The organism is Paraburkholderia phymatum (assembly GCF_040965635.1).
Lineage (GTDB): Bacteria > Pseudomonadota > Gammaproteobacteria > Burkholderiales > Burkholderiaceae > Paraburkholderia > Paraburkholderia phymatum_B.
Map to the genome: position 1 here is coordinate 104,450 of NZ_JBFRCH010000017.1, position 15,550 is coordinate 119,999.

Sequence of the window (15,550 nt, forward strand, 5' to 3'; positions counted from 1 at the left end):
GGTTGCGTGATCGGTTTGCGTAAGCGAGCCGTGGCCGCGGCTTTCGCAGTCTGCGCCGAAGATCAGCGACCTCATTGCAGATTCCACTGAAACCGGCCCCGCAGATGCGGCTTGCCGCTCTGCGGATCGCGCACTTCGAATTCGCGCGCAGTCGGCGACGGCGATGCCGTCCACAGCGACGCTTCGCCGGGCAGCAGCATCGGCGCCCTGAATTCGCCCGCGAGCGTTGCGTCGGCGAGCCGCTTCGGCGGCTGCAGCGCGGCGGCCGCGCGCGCGAGCGTCCACATGCCATGCGCGATCGCGCGCCGAAAGCCGAACGCCTTCGCGGACAGCATCGACAGGTGGATCGGGTTGTAGTCGCCCGATGCGCGCGCGTAGTCGCGGCCCAGTTGCGCGGGCAACTGCCAGCGCGAGTTGCGCGCGAGCGCGCTGCCATTGGTTTCGAGCGCGCTCAGCGGATCGCCGATCGCCGCGACGCCGCGCTTCAGGTACACGCTGTCGCCGTCCCAGACGGCTTCGCCGCGCCGGTAGATGCGCGTCTGCATCACGAACGCCTGGCCTTTGTCGTGACGCAGGCGCGCGCCGAACTCGACTTCGACGCGCAGCGTGTCGTCGAACGAAAGCGGGCGGCGCATGCGCACGCTGTTCGCGAGATGGACGATGCCAAGCGCGGGCCACGGAAACGCCGGGTCGGTCAGCAACAGCAGATGCAGCGGAAACGCGAGCAGATGCGGATACGTGAACGGAATGCCCTGCTCGGGAAAGAAGCCGCTGACGCGCGCGTAGCGTTCGATCGCGACGGAATCGAGCGCGACGGCCGGGCGCACGAGCCGCAGCGCGGGCAGCTCGGTCGGCCGGTTGCGCTGAAAGCGCTTGGCCACGCCCGACAGGGCGCGCGCATACAGCTTCGCGGGCTGCGGCAGTTCGGGCAGGACGACTGTTTTCGGGCGCGGCGCGCCGAACATCGGGCGGGAGTCGAACAGGGCCATGACCGTCACGCTCCTATCAGGCTTTGGCCGCACACGCGCACGACCTGGCCCGTGATGCCCGCCGAGCCCGGATGCGCGAGCCACGCGATGGTCTGCGCGACATCGACGGGCTGGCCGCCCTGGCTCATCGAATTCATCCGGCGGCCGGCTTCGCGGATCGCAAGCGGCATCTTCGCCGTCATCTGCGTTTCGATGAAGCCGGGCGCGACGGCATTGATCGTGATGCGCCGTTTCGCAAGATGCGGCGCCATGCTCTGCACGCGTCCGATCACGCCCGCCTTCGACGCCGCGTAGTTCGTCTGCCCGATATTGCCCGCGATGCCGCCGATCGACGACACGCAGACGATGCGCCCGCCGTCGCGCAGCGTGCCCGCTTCCAGCAGCGCTTCGTCGATGCGCTCCTGCGCAGAGAGATTGATATCGATCACGTTTCGCCACGCCGGCTCGCTCATCTTCGCGATGGTCTTGTCCTTCGTGATGCCCGCGTTGTGCACGAACACATCGACGCCCAGCTCGTCGAGGGCCGCCGCGATCTGCGCGGGCGTTTCGGGCGCGGTGATGTCGAACGGCAGCGCGGTGCCGGAGATCTGGCGCATCGTGGCGTCGAGCGCATCGGTGGCGGCGGGCACGTCGATGCCCGTCACGTGCGCGCCTTGCGCGGCGAGCACGTTCGCGATCGCCGCGCCGATGCCGCGCGCCGCGCCCGTCACGACGGCGCGCTGGCCCGCGAGCGGCTGGGTCCAGTCGAAATCGTCGCCGAGCGAAGAAGGCGCGGTGCCGATCCGCACGACCTGGCCCGACACGTAGGCCGAGCGCGGCGACAGGAAAAAGCGCAAGGTCGATTCGATGCCGCTCCGGATGCCGCTGTCGTTGCTGCTTTCGTCGCTGCTTGCGGCACTGCTTGCGGCACTCCTTTCGGCGCTGCTTTTGACACCATCGGCGACATAGACCAGGTTCGACGCGATGCCGCGCCGCGCTTCCTTGCCGAGCGAGCGCGTCACGCCTTCGAGCGCGCGTTGCGCCGTCCATTGGCGCGGGCTCGCGCAGGCCTCGGGCGGGCGGCCCAGCACGACGATCCGTCCGCACTTGTCGAGCGAGCGCAGCGCGTCATGAAAGAACGCGTACACGGTGTCGAGTTGCGCGCTGTCCGCGATGCCGCTCGCGTCGAACACGAGCGCCCGCACGCGCGCCTGCGAGCCGGCCTGTGAGCCCGCTGCGGGATCGGCGGGCTCGAAGCGGCCCGTCATCAGGCCGTGGCGGTTCGCGAGCGGCATCCACGCGCTCGCGCCCGCGTGAGCGACGCTCGTCATGCCGATACGCGCGATCACGCCGGCGAGCGCGTCGAGCAGTTGCGGCGACGGCCCCGCGCCGACGGCCACGATGCCGTCGAATTCGGGCGCATCGGCGCGATAGCGGCGCAGCATTTCGGGCTTCGGCAAGTGGAGCGAGCGCGCGAGCCGCGCGCCGAGCGGCGAATTGACGAAGTTCAGGTAGGAATCGTTCATCGCGTTGTTGGCTCCTGGCCTGACGGATGGCGTCAGTGTGCACGGTGCGCGCGACTTGCCGCAAGCGTGGCTGAATTGCGCATTCGTCGCCCGTTCATCGCACGGCCATCAGGATGCCATCGACATGCCATCGACGTGACATCAGGCGGCCAGCTGCGTCGCCTTGTCGAGCGCGTCCTTGCGCCGCTGCAGATCGGCGAGCATGCCGAAGTCCGCGGGGAAGTCGTCGACCTTCACGATCTCGGCCGCAAAGTGCGCGTAGTCGTCGAGCACCTTGCGCTCGTCTTCGTCGATGAAGCCGCGCTGCTGCGCCGCTTCGTTCCAGTCGGCGAGATCGGCGAGGCTTTGCGGAAGCGGATCGATGCGGCCATGCCGGATCGCTTCGCGCAGGCGCTGCTCGATTTGCGCGACACGCGGCGCGAGCGCGAACGCCAGCTCGCCGTAACCGAGCGCGTCGATGTCGACGTGCGGCACGTACGAGTCAGCTAGCAACCGGTCGCGCGCGGCGCCCGGCGTCTGAATCAGCTCGGCGACGGCGCTGCCGAGCGCATCGGACGGCGCGCGATGCGGCAAGCCGAACGGGAATGCGAGCGCGCGCACGAGGCCCGCCGCGACGCGGTTCGGATAATTGCGCAGCACGCCGTCGAGGGCCGTTTGCGCTCGATGCAGCGCATCCTCGACGCCCCATTGCACGAGCGGCACATCGCTCGACTCGCGCCCTTCGTCTTCGAAACGCTTGAGCGTCGCCGAGATCAGATAGAGCTGAGACAGCACGTCGCCGAGCCGCGCCGAGATGCGCTCGCGCCGCTTCAGGTCACCGCCGAGCACGAACATCGACACGTCGGCGAGCAGGGCGAATGCCGTCGACAGGCGCGTCGCCGCGCGATAGTAGCTCGCGAGCGGCGCATGCGCGCGCTGCGGCTTCGCGATCAGCGCGCCGCCCGTCACGCCATCGACGAAACAGCGCACGACGTTAGACAGCGTGAAGCCGATGTGCCCGAAGAGCGCCTCGTCGAAATCGCGCAGCGCCTTCGCGGGGCCCGCTTCATGGATCGCTTCGCGCGCCGCGGCCATTTCCTTCAGCAGATACGGATGGCAGCGGATCGCGCCCTGGCCGAAGATGATCAGGCAGCGCGTGAGGATGTTCGCGCCTTCGACGGTGATCGAGATGGGCACCTGCTGATACGCGCGCGCGATGAAGTTCGACGGGCCCATGCAGATGCCCTTGCCGCCGAGGACGTCCATGCCGTCGTCGATCACTTCGCGGTTGCGCTCGGTGATGTGGTACTTCGAGATCGCCGAGATCACGGATGGCTTCTCGCCGAGATCGACAGCCTGCGCAGACAGGCGGCGCGCGGCGTCCATCACGTACAGGTTGCCGCCCATGCGTCCGAGCGCTTCCTGCACGCCTTCGAACCTGCCGATCGGCGTGCGGAACTGCCGCCGCACGGCGGCGTAAGCGCCGACTCCGCGCACCGCGACTTTCGACATGCCCACATTCGACGACGGCAGCGAGATCGCGCGGCCGGCCGCGAGACATTCCATCAGCATGCGCCAGCCGTTGCCGACCTGCTCTCGTCCGCCGATCACCCAGTCGAGCGGAATGAATACGTCGTTGCCCCAGTTCGGGCCGTTCTGGAACACGGCGTTCAACGGCCAGTGACGGCGTCCGATGTTCACGCCCGGATGGTTCGTCGGAATCAGCGCGCATGTGATGCCGGGCTCGTCTTCGCTGCCGAGCAGATGATCGGGATCGAGCGCGCGAAACGCGAGGCCGAGCACCGTCGCGATGGGGCCGAGCGTGATGTAGCGCTTGCTCCACGTGACGCGAAAGCCGGGCGTCTCGCGTCCTTCGAACGTGCCGTTGCAGACGATGCCGATGTCGGGAATCGCCGCCGCGTCGGAGCCCGCGTAAGGGCTCGTCAGCGCGAAGCAGGGTATTTCGTCGCCCCGCGCGAGACGCGGCAGATAGTGGTTCTTCTGCGCATCGGTGCCGTATTGCAGCAGCAGCTCGGCGGGGCCGAGCGAGTTCGGCACCATCACCGAGACGGCGGCCACCGAGCAGCGCGAGGCGAGCTTCATGATGACCTGCGAATGCGCGTACGCGGAGTAGCCTTTGCCGCCGTATTGCGCCGGAATGATCATCCCGAGGAAGCCTTTGTCCTTGATGAACTGCCAGGCCTGCGGCGACAGGTCTTGCCAGACGGCCGTCGTTTCCCAGTCGTTCACCAGAACGCACAACTGCTCGCATTCGTTGTCGAGAAACGCCTGCTCCTGCGCAGTGAGTTTTGCCGGGCCGTAGCCGAGCAGCGTGTCCCAGTGAGGGCGTCCCGAGAAGAGTGCCGCGTCCCACCAGACGGTGCCTGCTTCGATCGCGTCGCGCTCGGTCTGCGACATGTCGGGCAGGATCTTGCGGAACATGCCGAGCACGCGCCTGCTCACCCACGCGCGGCGCAGCGGCCTGATCGTCAGCACGAGCGCGGGAACGATCAACACGATCGCGAGGCAGGCGGTCGTCAGCGCGCCCGCTGCGTCCGTCAGGCACGCGGCCGCGACCCATACGATCAGAAACGCGAGCCACCACGACGCGCGCACCCGCACGTATCAAGCGCCCCGGCAGCGACGATCAGTGCAACGATGAACCACGGCATGACGACCCCCTCCTGTTCGACGATACGAACCTGGCCGCGAGCGCGTCCCGCGATGCGCGGGCGGCTCGCGTTCTTCGCGTTGTTCTCGAGTTGTTCCCGAGTTGTTCGACGCGCGGCGAATGTGTCCGCCGTTATCTGCGGTTATCCGTTGCAGCCGGCGTGCCCGCGCGGTTCCTTGCATCGTCGAGCAGTGGATGGCTGATTCGTCGGCCTTGGGTTTGGCCTTTGGCCTGCCCTTTGCCTGGGCCTGGTTTGGCCATTCCTTCAGCCCGTGCTGCGCTGCGCCGCGCGAGAGAACCGCTTGCTATCTGCCTACGCAACGGACGATCCGCTGCGTCAACCGTGCGCGGCGAAGCGTGAGCCGGTATCCTGTGCGTCCGCCTGCTTGCCGCTGTGCGCCGGCTCGCCTTGCGGTTGCGCGTCAGGCCGGGGTTCGGCGCGCATCGGCGGTTGCCGCGGTGTGCCGGGCGCCGGCATCTGCGCGTGAACAGCGGCCGGCGCGCCGTTTGTCGCGACGTCCGCTTGCGCTTCGCGGACGGCATCGCAAGCGATGTCGGCGCTGCCCGCGTCGCCGAGCACGGAGGCGAACGTTGCGAGCTGGCTCGCGTCGGGCAACGGCGCCTTCAGCGCGGACACGATCAGCGACGCGAGCCGCGCGATCAGTTGCAGATCGTTCATCGACTTGCCTTGCGAGAATTCGGTGATGAGGTTGTTCGTATCCGCGCCCGCGAGCACGCCCGACAGCGCGCCGATCGCGAAGTGCAGACGCCAGCCGAGTTCCTCGCGCGGCAGATGCGGCAGCGCACGCTGGAACGCTTCGAAAAAGCGCTCGGATACCGACGCGTAATGCGCGCTCAGAAAGTCGCGGATGAACGACGAGGGATCGGTGTACGCGCGGCCGAGCAGCCGCAGGAACGCCTTCCCGCCGATGCGCGTATCGCGCGACAAGCGCAGCGCCGGAATGAACATCGCGCCGAGCACGTGCTCACAGGTGAGCCGCGGGCCGAGCAGCGCGTCGAAGCGGTCGAGCAGCTTCAGGCGCTCCTGGTTCAGCAGATCGAGACGGCGCGACAGCATCGCGTGCATCAGCGCTTCCTTGCTGCCGAAGTGATAGTTGACGGCGGCCAGATTGACCTCGGCCTTCGATGTGATCTGCCGCAACGACATCGCTTCGTAGCCGCATTCGATGAAGAGCGTTTCGGCTGCGTCGAGGATGCGCGATTTCGTGTCGCCGGTGTGCCGGCTCGTCGTGCGAGTTGCCATGTTGCGTCTCCCTGTGTCGGCTTTTTTGCCGGCCGCAAACATTCGATTGGATTTTGATTTTGAAACGTGCGTTTTTTTCAGGATAAAAATGGAGCTTGTGATCGGGCAAGAGATGAGTGTCGATGGACTCCTCTAAAAAGCGTCCGACCGCGCGTCCCCTCGCAGACGACGCGGACAAAAAAGGCCGCTCCGATTCGAATCGGAGCGGCCTCGTAGTTGCTGCGTTGGCTGGGGCGCCGTGGCGCCCTTATGTGATGTCGTGTGCTGCCATATGTCGTTGCTGCTGTGTGTTATTGCTGCGCGCTGCTCAGTGTACCGTCGCCGTGACCTGTTCGGCGGATTGTGTCATGTCGATGCCACGCCGCTCACGGCTGAAGAGGATCAGCACCGCGATCACGACGGCCACCACGCCCGCGACGACGGCCATCGCCATCGCGTAGTTGTTGTTGTTGCTGACGGCAAACGACGCCTGCATCGTCGCGTTGACGGATGCGAGCAGGTTGCCGAGCTGATAGACGAGTCCGGGGAACGTCGCGCGGATTTCGTCGGGCGAGATCTCGTTCAGATGCACGGGGATCACGCCCCACGCGCCTTGCACGGAGATCTGCATCAGGAACGCGCCCGCCGCGAGCGCGACGGCCGTGCTCGAGAACGCCCACAGCGGCAACACGGGCAATGCGATCAAGGCGGCGATGAAAATCGCGCGGCGCCGGCCGATGCGCTCCGAGAACGCGCCGAACGCAAGACCGCCGACGATCGCGCCGATGTTCAGTGTGATCGTGATCAGCGATACCGTGTGCGGATCGAAGTGATGCTGCTCGCGCAGGAAGGTCGGATACAGGTCCTGCGTGCCGTGCGAGAAGAAGTTGAAGGCCGTCATCAGAACGATCGCGTAGATCGACAGCACCCAGTTGCGCTTGAGCGTGACGAGCAGGCCGGGACGCGCATGCTTTTCCATCGCGACCCATGCGGGCGATTCCTTCACGTGCGCGCGCACGTACATCACGAGCAGCGCGGGCAGCACGCCGACGAAGAACATGCCGCGCCAGCCGATGTATTGATAGAGCACGCCGAACACGATCGACGCCAACAGATAGCCGCTCGGATAGCCCGCTTGCAGCAGGCCCGATGCGAAGCCGCGAGCTTTCGGGGGCACGGTCTCCATCGTCAGCGCGGAGCCGACGCCCCATTCGCCGCCCATCGCGATGCCGAAGAGGGCGCGCAAGACGAGCAGCGTCGTGAGATTCGGCGAGAAGCCGGACAGCAGTTCGAGCAGCGAGTAGCACGCGATGTTGACCATCAGCGTCGGACGGCGGCCGAATTTATCGGCGAGACGTCCGAAAATCAGCGCGCCGAGCGGGCGCATCGCCAGCGTGAGCGTAATGCCGAATGCGACTTCCGGGATCTTCGTATTAAATTCGGCCGCGATATCTTTCAGAACAAAGACCATCAGAAAGAAATCGAATGCGTCGAGGGTCCAGCCCAGATAGGCAGCGATCGTGACGTTTCTCTGTTCCCGAGTCCAGCTCATGTCAATTGTTCTCCTGTCGACCGGAGTAACGCTTTAACGCCTGCTCTGGTCTCATGCAACCTGGTTGCAGTCTCCGATATTCCGTGCTGCCGAATGCCGTCGAACCGGCAATTGCACGGAACGCAGCGCCCGTATGCGAAGGCTTCGAGCGAGTGTACGCCGACCATTAAGCGGCTGCATGTAAGGGACACCGCTTTGTCGGTGGCAATCCTTGGGAAATAGGATGTGGAAACGGGAATAATGTTTGGTTAATGTAATTAATGTAGTTATTTTGATTGTTTGTGATTTTATTTTGTAATTGTCGGGAATGAGAAATGCAGCTTTACCGGTCTTTCGGTTCGCAATAGCAGCGCGATGGGAATCAAGTCCGGCGTGACGGGGCGTCTCGCGATGAGAGTCCGCGGAACATGAGCCGCAAAATCAAAAACCCCCGCAAGCCGCTGTTCGCTTTGCGGGGAGATCTGTTTAGCGCTGAAAGCGTGGTGCCCAGGAAGGTACTCGGTCACGCAAGCCCTGGCTGCGCTTGCAAGCGCAGCCTTTCGAGTCCTCGCGCAAGCGAGCAGGCGCTTTGCTTCCTGGGCCGGAAATGAAAAAAGGCCGGCATTTGCCGACCTTTTTAAATACGTGGTGCCCAGGAGAGGACTCGGGACCCCAACCCCCATCCCGCAAACCCTTGCTGGGCGTAGAACCTAGAGTATCAAAATCGGCCGAGTGGTACCCGGAAGTGTGCGATTGTGATACCCAGGGTTCGTCACTTCACGCCTAGCTCTTCGAAGATCTCGTCGACCAGCTTGTTGGCCGCTTTGTCGAGGAACACCTGCATCGACTTGTATCCGGCTTTGTTGTCCAAGATCCACTTGACCTTGATGTATAGCTCGGGCTCAAACTTGAAGTTGTAGCCCATGCGTTGCTGCTGCTGGACGATCTCGGGGTTCTCCCAAGGGAACCGCGCCTTACGCGCGGCCTCCGCTCGGGCTAAGTCCTGGAGACGCGCGATTTCCGCTTGCGCGTCCTTCAGTTGCTCCTCTACTGATTTAGGCTTGTTCATTTCAGGATACCTTCTGGTTGGATTGAGTTGAACACGCCTGTATTGTACAACTCGTAGTCAAATAGAAGCAAGAGCTTCCGTGTGCGTTGCACAACACATGATTTTCCCCAGGTCCTCCCAAGCGAAGTCAAAGGTGTTGTAGCCGCAGACCGCTCGCCCATCGACGGCGATCTCATACTGCATTTCGTCTCTTCGGCCTTCTTCGAGGCGCTTTAGAGTTACCACGGTATTATCGTTCAAGACTACGCAGACGGTTGACATTTATCGGCCCATTAAGAAGTTAGTTCAAAGAACGACTAACGAACGGCTGCGAGCAGATCTTCATCACTTATATGGGCGTATCGCAGCGTCGTCTCTATTTTTCTGTGTCCGAGGAGCTTCTGGACCATCGCGATGTTGCCGGTCTTGGCCAGGGTCCTCGTTGCAGCGGTGTGGCGCAGCGCGTGAAGCACGAAGTCCTCGTCGTCTTCGAGGCCCATCGCTGCTTTCAGCTTGCCCCACACGGTTCTCAATTTCCTTTCGTCAAGCTTGAAAGGAAGTCCATAAGCTAGCTCACGTTGTGACCTTTCAGTAAGGGGAACAGAACGGGCTTTACCCGTCTTATTGACCCATAGACGTACCCACGGGCCGTCGACGTCCTTGGGCTCGAGATTCAGCAGTTCGCCCCTCCGCATGCCGGTGTCGAGCAGCACGATGAGAAACCGCGCAACCTCGTCCTCACCCCATTCCTTGAGGAACCGGAACATGCGCTCCTCCTCGTCCAGCGTCAGCCAGCGGACCCGTCCGTCACCCTCGGGATTCCAGGTGAACTTCGGGAGCTTCGCGATCCACTCGCGGTCATGGGCGTACTTCAGGATCGAGTGGACGTTGGTCAGCTTGCGGTTGACCGTGCTGTCCTTGACGGTCCCCCGGATCTCGTCCACGAAGTCGTCGATGGTGGTGGTCCTCACAGCCGACAGCGGGAGGTCGCCGACCACCTTGATGAAGTGCTCGACGTTGCGGTACGCGGTCAACTCGTAGGCCTTACCGCGCCACAGCGCCCGACCGGCTACGCGCAGCAGTTCCGACAGGTTCTCGGGAGTCTTGGTCTTCATGGCGCGCCTCAAACGAAGTTGAACGTCATACCGGCGGCGAGCGGCTCACAGGCCTTCAGGAACAGGTTCTCCTCAGGGGTGCCGTCGTAGCACACCAGCTTTCCCCGGGAGGTCATCAGGCCGACCTCAGCCCAATTCTCGGGGTTCTCGCGGTAGTCCTTCAGTTCGCTGCGCCCCGTGAAACCGTAGGTGGCAACGATGCGGCACTGACCGGCCTGGTCGGAGAAGGCGGGGACGATCAGCAGGGTCTTCATCTTCATGTCTTGCTCCCGAGTAAACACTCTAGACTGAACAATACACCGCTGTACGAGGTTGTGCAATACAGTGGCGAAAAAAGACCCGCCGTAGCGGGTAGGGGAAATACTTAGGGTAAACCTTACTTCTTGTGGAAGTTCTTCTGACCTGGCGCTGCTTGCTTCTTGCGGGCGATTTCACCGATCACGCCCCCAGGGACTCCTTGGGCCTTCAACTGTGCTGCGCGGCCTCCGCTGCCGAGGGCGTTGCTCTTGCCCTGGAAGCTGCCGGTCTTCTTCGTGCCACTCTTGCTGGTTGCCACTGCTTCTCCTACGGTTGCTGCATCACACGATGCTCTTCTGGATCTCGTCTGCGATCACTGCGCCGATCCGGTGCGACAGTGACTTGATCACGTACTGGCGGAAACGCTCGCGGCCCTCGCGGCTGTGGTGGGCGAACGCGGGGACCTTGACGTCACAGGCCAGGATCTCGCCGTTGATCAGCACCTCCAGCTTGTAGACCTCGTCGACGGCCCCGTGGTAGTAGTCAGAGGACGAGGGGGACCCTGGGTGGAACGCTGCCTTGTCGACCTTCTCCCACTTGCGGATCGGGATGCGGACGCGCGGCTCGTCGTCCATGAACGTGCGCATCAGCTATTCCCCTCGGTCACGATGGTCTCCGACTTGTGCTCGGTCGTCTTGCCGTGGCGCTCGGACCAGTTGCGCTCGGTCGACACCTCGCTGCCGCAGCGCGTGAAGTAGTGCCAGTCGCTGCCCGACTTGAACGCGTACACCTTGCAGCCGTCAGCCTCGCGTATGACGTGCGGCCTTGCGTCGGCGGCAGCTTGAGCCTCTTCAGCACGCTGCTGCGCGGTGTACCAGTCAGAGGAGGTGCATTTGTAGACCCCGAAGAGGCACGCGATGACGATCACGAGCCACATCAGGGGCCCCAATACATCTTCAGAGTCGATGATCATCAGTAGTCTCCGAAGCTGTCGCCACCGTAGCCCGAGTCGATCCCGTAGTCAGCGTCGACGAGTACCGAGCCATAGAGCCCGTAGTCCCCGTAGCCGCCCCAGCCGAAACCACCGACCCAGCCTACCGGCCAGAACACGTACGCGCCGTATAGGCCACCCGTGACGATCACGATGGCCAGGATGATCCACAGGACCACGTAGGCGTCATCCGAGGTAATCGGAGCGGCCACCACGGGCACCGGGGCCACGTAGGAATGCACGATGGGCGGCGCGATGATCACAGGGCGGGCAGGGCGCACGATGACCGGCGGTGCCACGTAGACCCGAGGGACCACGCGCGGAACGATCACACGCGGTGCGACGTACACGCGGGGAGCCACATAGACGCGCGGGGCGCTGTAGGCACGCGCAAAGACTGCAGCCTCAGCGGTCCCGAAGGACCCGAGGAGCAGGGCGAAGATCAGCGTCAGGACCAACACGACGCTGCCGAACAGGTTTGCGAAGAACTCGCCGACGCGAGCACGGATGTTTGCGATCACGAAATGCTTCCTTCGGTTGTTATCTGATAGATGTTGTAATAGGGGAAGCGGTGGCTAACTGACTTATCCGCGTTCCAGACCATTACATACTTGTCGTAGAAATCCCACTTCCACTCAGCACTGCTAAAGGATGTCGAGCCTTTTCCGTCGGTGTGGCGGATCTTTAGGTGGGTCATTCGTCGTCCTGCTCCTCGTTGTAGAGTTCGCGGGCGAAGTCGATACCCTCCCAATTGTCGACGCCAGCGGACTCGAGAGCATCGAGCCACGACTGCGCGGCCTTGAGTTCCTCGTACTCCTCGCGGGAGATCGTTACGGTGTCGCTCATTCGCTGAGGCTCTCCACGGCGTACAGGAGCGACAGGTACACCTCTTCGATGGGCTGCTCCAGCGCATCGTTGCCAGCGGCTGTAGCAGCGTCCAGTTCATCGTTGAATCGCAGGATGACTGCGTCCTGCTCCGGTGTCGGATGCTTATCCTGCGCGGCCAGCGAGTGCATCAGTTGCGTCAGGACGGTAGCCTTCAGCATGATCTTGATTGAATCCAAATCCATGTCTCTCTCACTCAAAACGTTCGTTCATCGTTGCTTCACGTACAGGATCTGTCCTTGGATGAAGGCCCCAGCCGGGATGAAGCTCGCAAGCTCGCGGCTGAGTTTCTTGATCGTCTCTTTCAGGATTGCGACCTCGGCCTCAAGGATCTTTAGCTTTTCTCGGGTGTCTTCGGGACTCACCTGTTGCCCCACTGGTGGTACTCGCGCTCGCACTCCTGGAAGATCGCTTCGATGCGGCGGCGGATGTCAGCGCGGGTGGCCTCGGTCAGCTTGGGGCCGGTCTCATGCAGGTGCGTGAGGAGCACGCCCAGCGTGGAGCTTGGGGCCACCCTTACACCCTTGTAATACAGGTCTTCCAACGGGTTACCTCTCAAAGTTGATAGGTCAGTCCAGGATGTAGCAGCGGTCGGGAAATCTGATCGGTACCTTGGAGCCCTCCGAGTACAACTTACCGTCACGGATATGCGCGATGCGCTCTTCGATCATCGGGGTGTCGCCCCACATCTTGTAGGGCTTGAGGAACCTGCAGCCCTCCGTGAAGGGCTTGCCGTTCATGTCTTTCAGTCCACTCATCGGTACTCGTTCACCTCCTCTTGGACGGGAGGGCGCGAACCGCGACGACGACACACCACGACACAGCTAAGTACTGCGACGCAGCCAGCCACTACGACCACATGGCCACCGATGGAACTAATACCCAACGTCGCTGCTACGGCCCGAGGGGCCACTTCAATCACGGCGACCCAGGTGGCTCGCTCGACTTCGAACTCGAAGCCTTTCTTTACGCGCTCAAAGGCGTACTCGGTTGCTTGTTTGATGATGTCATTCATGCGGTTCACTCTCGCGTCAGGTCATTTCAGGTTTAGTCTTTCGGTGGGTACAGCGCGTTGAGGTGCTCGATGACGTCCTCGACCTCAGCGAAGGCCTCACAGGGTTCGGCTGCGCCGGGGCCTCTTCGACTTTGAAGGTCGGCACGTGCTTGACGCGGAAGTCGAAGGGTGAAGGGAGGGATCCGTTGTCGGCCTTTATGTGCAGAAGTTGCTTCGAGTCGCTGTGATAGGCGTCTGCGGGCTCAACGACCTCCACGGTCCCACGGTCACCTGGGACACAGTTGCCGTACTCCTCGACGAACACCTCGTCAACGAGGATTGGGTCGAGAACGTACGCGGGGACCTCCTGGTCTATCGCGAGCTTGACCCCGGCGAGTCCTACTACATCGGCGCGGACGTCTCCATGGGCCCCGTCTTGATCATCGACTGGAACGGAGTCGTCGTCGGCGAGATGTTGCTGATGACATCCGAGATGTCTTCCTTGATACCAACCTGGTCGTACGTCTTGAAAGCGGTAGCGCTCATTATGTTTTCCTAAAGAATGGAGTGATGTGATTACTCGGCGGCCCAGCGTGCGAGGAACAGATTCGTGGCGTCGTCGGTAGAGCCCGACTGCGCGAGGCGCTTCTTCGCCTTCTCTGTCTTGTCGACCTTCACGTCGTTGGTCGTGACTGCCTTGGTCGTCTTGATGACCTTCTTCGGCGTCTTGTTGACCTTCTTCGTGACCACGGACTTGGCCTTGTCGAACTGCATGGCCTTGTGAATCAGTCGGATGGCTGTGGGGTCGGTGATGGCGTCTACGATTTCCTTCGGGAGACCTTCGGACTCCGCATAGGCACGCACTTCGTCGTAGACCTTCTGGTTCCAGCCGGGAACCTTGTCCTGCAGGACCTTCACCGCTTCAGCGGCTTGGGCCTTGATTGCCTGTTGACGTTGGTCGTTCGCGGTCTTCACGAACTCGTCAACTTCCTGGGTGATGAAACGATAGTCGTCGTAGGCTGCTTGGGCCTCAGCACGCAGGGCTGCGAACGCGTCGGCATCGAGTTGCTTGCTGGCAACCAGCATGTCGATCTTCGCGTAGGGCTCCCAGCGCTGTGCCGCCTTCTTGTACAGACGGTCAAGCTGCGCTGCGGCCTTGGTGTTCGCCGTTTCCACGTTCTTGCGTTCGACTGAGCGTACTTACCAACGAGAGTCAGCAGTTCCGAATCCGACACAGGCTTGAACTTCTTGGAAGCCTTAGCCATTAGATCATTTCAAGGTAGAAGTCATCCGTACTCTCAACTGGAGTAAAGTGACCTTCGTGGATAAAGTTAGCAATCGCAAGCGACATGACACAGTCGTCGTGACAGTTCGAATACCACCTCGTTGGTAAGGCGCAGAACGCCGCTGTGGGTAACGAGACCACGGCGCGTGCGTTCGGCAACGCGTTCGGCAACGGTGCTGCGGGTAACCCCCTGATCGCTGCGGCGAACACCATCGACCACACGGGTACCCCTCAGGCCCTGTCGGAAAACGACATCCTCACGGCGAACCAGAACCTGTACCAGGGCGGCGGTGAAGCCAAGGTGCTGATGATCAAGCCCGCTGACTCGCTCATCGTGGCTGGGTTCACGGCTGCGGCTGGTCGTTACCGCACGTTCGACGGCGACAAGGCCAAGACCGTCGTGAACGTGGTCAACCTGTATGTCTCGCCGTTCGGTGAGCAGAAGGTCGTGATCAACCGCTTCATGAAGGCCGACTCGTGCTTGCTGTTCGACCCGAGCTACTGGAAGGTCGCGGTGCTCCGTCCGTGGACTCGCATCCCGCTGGCTGTGACGGGTGATGCACACCGTCAACAGATCGTCGGCGAGTTCTCGCTGAAGCACCTGAACGATGGCGCGTCGGCGTTCATCAAGGGCCTCACGGGTCTGAACCCGCTGGTGCCGTGATCCCCGGGGTCCTAAGGGCCCCTTAGCAGCACCCTCTGAGCCCCGTTCGCGGGCTCTCCCAATTCCTTTCAGCCCTGCTGCGTCCACTCTCGCGCAGTGGGGCCTTTTTATTCCCCATGGCAAACCTCGATTCCGTCCAAGTCTCGGTCTCGTCCAACACGGACGGTCACGTCATCGAGACGCATCAAGTCATCCCCGACAGTCTCCTCAGGGACCTCGAAGAAAAGCGACTCAACTCCCACACCGCTCGTGAGCGTGAGTTCATGGAGGTCGCTTCCATCCCCGTCTGCATCGTCGACAAGTGGCTGCGTGAAGGCTACGACGTTTTCGCAGAGCCCATCCGCAAGACCGTAGCGAAGCTCAAGAGCGAAAACCTTGAGTACTTCCTGTCGACTGCGAAGGAAGTCTAAGCA

General features: G+C 62.6%; 21 protein-coding genes and 2 pseudogenes. 2 read left to right on the plus strand and 21 right to left on the minus strand.

Annotated features, from left to right (window positions below; genetic code table 11):
- Positions 1-71: 71 nt before the first annotated feature.
- From AB4Y32_RS25230 to AB4Y32_RS25330, 21 genes and pseudogenes are all read right to left on the minus strand, one after another.
- Entirely contained in the window at positions 72-989 is a 918-nt protein-coding gene (locus AB4Y32_RS25230; RefSeq protein WP_368723958.1) for a MaoC family dehydratase, read from the minus strand.
- A 5-nt stretch (positions 990-994) separates the two neighbouring features.
- Entirely contained in the window at positions 995-2,494 is a 1,500-nt protein-coding gene (locus AB4Y32_RS25235; protein ID WP_368723959.1) for a 3-oxoacyl-ACP reductase, read from the minus strand.
- Positions 2,495-2,635: 141 nt separating this feature from the next.
- Positions 2,636-5,145 (minus strand): annotated as a pseudogene (locus tag AB4Y32_RS25240) (acyl-CoA dehydrogenase).
- 336 nt (positions 5,146-5,481) lie between these two features.
- Positions 5,482-6,408, minus strand: coding sequence for a TetR/AcrR family transcriptional regulator (locus tag AB4Y32_RS25245; RefSeq protein WP_368723960.1), 927 nt, complete (start codon positions 6,406-6,408; stop codon positions 5,482-5,484).
- Positions 6,409-6,715: 307 nt separating this feature from the next.
- Positions 6,716-7,939 carry an MFS transporter gene (locus AB4Y32_RS25250; RefSeq protein ID WP_368723961.1) on the minus strand — a complete coding sequence of 408 codons (1,224 nt, stop codon included), beginning with the start codon at positions 7,937-7,939 and terminating at the stop codon, positions 6,716-6,718.
- Between the two features lie 751 nt (positions 7,940-8,690).
- Entirely contained in the window at positions 8,691-8,987 is a 297-nt protein-coding gene (locus AB4Y32_RS25255) for a hypothetical protein (RefSeq protein WP_368723962.1), read from the minus strand.
- A 296-nt stretch (positions 8,988-9,283) separates the two neighbouring features.
- Positions 9,284-10,081 carry a tyrosine-type recombinase/integrase gene (locus tag AB4Y32_RS25260; RefSeq protein WP_368723963.1) on the minus strand — a complete coding sequence of 266 codons (798 nt, stop codon included), beginning with the start codon at positions 10,079-10,081 and terminating at the stop codon, positions 9,284-9,286.
- Positions 10,082-10,089: 8 nt separating this feature from the next.
- Positions 10,090-10,341, minus strand: coding sequence for a hypothetical protein (locus AB4Y32_RS25265; protein ID WP_368723964.1), 252 nt, complete (start codon positions 10,339-10,341; stop codon positions 10,090-10,092).
- A gap of 116 nt (positions 10,342-10,457) precedes the next feature.
- Positions 10,458-10,637 carry a hypothetical protein gene (locus AB4Y32_RS25270; protein ID WP_368723965.1) on the minus strand — a complete coding sequence of 60 codons (180 nt, stop codon included), beginning with the start codon at positions 10,635-10,637 and terminating at the stop codon, positions 10,458-10,460.
- A gap of 22 nt (positions 10,638-10,659) precedes the next feature.
- Positions 10,660-10,965: a hypothetical protein gene (locus AB4Y32_RS25275; RefSeq protein WP_368723966.1), complete on the minus strand. Its 306-nt coding sequence runs from the start codon at positions 10,963-10,965 to the stop codon at positions 10,660-10,662.
- Positions 10,965-11,291 (minus strand): hypothetical protein, encoded by a 327-nt coding sequence (locus tag AB4Y32_RS25280; protein ID WP_368723967.1) that lies wholly within the window; start codon positions 11,289-11,291, stop codon positions 10,965-10,967. The genes AB4Y32_RS25275 and AB4Y32_RS25280 overlap by 1 nt, the downstream gene beginning before the upstream one ends.
- Positions 11,291-11,830, minus strand: a complete 540-nt coding sequence (locus tag AB4Y32_RS25285) for a hypothetical protein (protein ID WP_368723968.1) — start codon at positions 11,828-11,830, stop codon at positions 11,291-11,293. The genes AB4Y32_RS25280 and AB4Y32_RS25285 overlap by 1 nt, the downstream gene beginning before the upstream one ends.
- Positions 11,827-12,006 carry a hypothetical protein gene (locus AB4Y32_RS25290; RefSeq protein ID WP_368723969.1) on the minus strand — a complete coding sequence of 60 codons (180 nt, stop codon included), beginning with the start codon at positions 12,004-12,006 and terminating at the stop codon, positions 11,827-11,829. The genes AB4Y32_RS25285 and AB4Y32_RS25290 overlap by 4 nt, the downstream gene beginning before the upstream one ends.
- A complete protein-coding gene (locus AB4Y32_RS25295) occupies positions 12,003-12,155 on the minus strand; it encodes a hypothetical protein (protein ID WP_368723970.1) in 153 nt (50 codons plus the stop codon). Before AB4Y32_RS25295 ends, AB4Y32_RS25290 begins: the two co-directional genes overlap by 4 nt.
- Complete coding sequence (locus tag AB4Y32_RS25300) at positions 12,152-12,379, minus strand: hypothetical protein (protein ID WP_368723971.1); 228 nt, start codon at positions 12,377-12,379, stop codon at positions 12,152-12,154. The genes AB4Y32_RS25295 and AB4Y32_RS25300 overlap by 4 nt, the downstream gene beginning before the upstream one ends.
- 24 nt (positions 12,380-12,403) lie before the next feature.
- Positions 12,404-12,559 (minus strand): hypothetical protein, encoded by a 156-nt coding sequence (locus AB4Y32_RS25305; RefSeq protein WP_368723972.1) that lies wholly within the window; start codon positions 12,557-12,559, stop codon positions 12,404-12,406.
- Positions 12,556-12,738 (minus strand): hypothetical protein, encoded by a 183-nt coding sequence (locus tag AB4Y32_RS25310; RefSeq protein ID WP_368723973.1) that lies wholly within the window; start codon positions 12,736-12,738, stop codon positions 12,556-12,558. The genes AB4Y32_RS25305 and AB4Y32_RS25310 overlap by 4 nt, the downstream gene beginning before the upstream one ends.
- Before the next feature lie 25 nt (positions 12,739-12,763).
- Entirely contained in the window at positions 12,764-12,952 is a 189-nt protein-coding gene (locus AB4Y32_RS25315; protein ID WP_368723974.1) for a hypothetical protein, read from the minus strand.
- The gene (locus AB4Y32_RS25320) at positions 12,949-13,209 is read right to left on the minus strand and encodes a hypothetical protein (protein ID WP_368723975.1); all 261 of its coding nucleotides are present in this window, start codon (positions 13,207-13,209) and stop codon (positions 12,949-12,951) included. The genes AB4Y32_RS25315 and AB4Y32_RS25320 overlap by 4 nt, the downstream gene beginning before the upstream one ends.
- A 381-nt stretch (positions 13,210-13,590) precedes the next feature.
- Positions 13,591-13,734, minus strand: a complete 144-nt coding sequence (locus tag AB4Y32_RS25325) for an SU10 major capsid protein (protein WP_368723976.1) — start codon at positions 13,732-13,734, stop codon at positions 13,591-13,593.
- Positions 13,735-13,764: 30 nt separating this feature from the next.
- Positions 13,765-14,364, minus strand: a complete 600-nt coding sequence (locus AB4Y32_RS25330) for a hypothetical protein (protein ID WP_368723977.1) — start codon at positions 14,362-14,364, stop codon at positions 13,765-13,767.
- A gap of 206 nt (positions 14,365-14,570) precedes the next feature.
- Between AB4Y32_RS25330 and AB4Y32_RS25335 the strand changes: the two are divergent.
- Positions 14,571-15,137: pseudogene (locus AB4Y32_RS25335) on the plus strand (SU10 major capsid protein); the annotation flags it as partial.
- A gap of 116 nt (positions 15,138-15,253) precedes the next feature.
- Complete coding sequence (locus AB4Y32_RS25340; protein ID WP_368723978.1) at positions 15,254-15,547, plus strand: hypothetical protein; 294 nt, start codon at positions 15,254-15,256, stop codon at positions 15,545-15,547.
- Positions 15,548-15,550: the final 3 nt, after the last annotated feature.

Excerpts from the sequence above, each read along its gene's own strand:
- AB4Y32_RS25325 (WP_368723976.1), bottom strand. The coding sequence starts at position 13,734 with ATGAGCGCTACCGCTTTCAAGACGTACGACCAGGTTGGTATCAAGGAA.
- AB4Y32_RS25315 (WP_368723974.1), bottom strand. The coding sequence starts at position 12,952 with ATGAGTGGACTGAAAGACATGAACGGCAAGCCCTTCACGGAGGGCTGC.
- AB4Y32_RS25290 (WP_368723969.1), bottom strand. The coding sequence starts at position 12,006 with ATGACCCACCTAAAGATCCGCCACACCGACGGAAAAGGCTCGACATCC.
- AB4Y32_RS25235 (WP_368723959.1), bottom strand. The coding sequence starts at position 2,494 with ATGAACGATTCCTACCTGAACTTCGTCAATTCGCCGCTCGGCGCGCGG.
- AB4Y32_RS25265 (WP_368723964.1), bottom strand. The coding sequence starts at position 10,341 with ATGAAGATGAAGACCCTGCTGATCGTCCCCGCCTTCTCCGACCAGGCC.
- AB4Y32_RS25275 (WP_368723966.1), bottom strand. The coding sequence starts at position 10,965 with ATGCGCACGTTCATGGACGACGAGCCGCGCGTCCGCATCCCGATCCGC.
- AB4Y32_RS25295 (WP_368723970.1), bottom strand. The coding sequence starts at position 12,155 with ATGAGCGACACCGTAACGATCTCCCGCGAGGAGTACGAGGAACTCAAG.
- AB4Y32_RS25250 (WP_368723961.1), bottom strand. The coding sequence starts at position 7,939 with ATGAGCTGGACTCGGGAACAGAGAAACGTCACGATCGCTGCCTATCTG.
- AB4Y32_RS25280 (WP_368723967.1), bottom strand. The coding sequence starts at position 11,291 with ATGATCATCGACTCTGAAGATGTATTGGGGCCCCTGATGTGGCTCGTG.
- AB4Y32_RS25255 (WP_368723962.1), bottom strand. The coding sequence starts at position 8,987 with ATGAACAAGCCTAAATCAGTAGAGGAGCAACTGAAGGACGCGCAAGCG.
- AB4Y32_RS25260 (WP_368723963.1), bottom strand. The coding sequence starts at position 10,081 with ATGAAGACCAAGACTCCCGAGAACCTGTCGGAACTGCTGCGCGTAGCC.
- AB4Y32_RS25230 (WP_368723958.1), bottom strand. The coding sequence starts at position 989 with ATGGCCCTGTTCGACTCCCGCCCGATGTTCGGCGCGCCGCGCCCGAAA.
- AB4Y32_RS25320 (WP_368723975.1), bottom strand. The coding sequence starts at position 13,209 with ATGAATGACATCATCAAACAAGCAACCGAGTACGCCTTTGAGCGCGTA.
- AB4Y32_RS25300 (WP_368723971.1), bottom strand. The coding sequence starts at position 12,379 with ATGGATTTGGATTCAATCAAGATCATGCTGAAGGCTACCGTCCTGACG.
- AB4Y32_RS25245 (WP_368723960.1), bottom strand. The coding sequence starts at position 6,408 with ATGGCAACTCGCACGACGAGCCGGCACACCGGCGACACGAAATCGCGC.
- AB4Y32_RS25340 (WP_368723978.1), top strand. The coding sequence starts at position 15,254 with ATGGCAAACCTCGATTCCGTCCAAGTCTCGGTCTCGTCCAACACGGAC.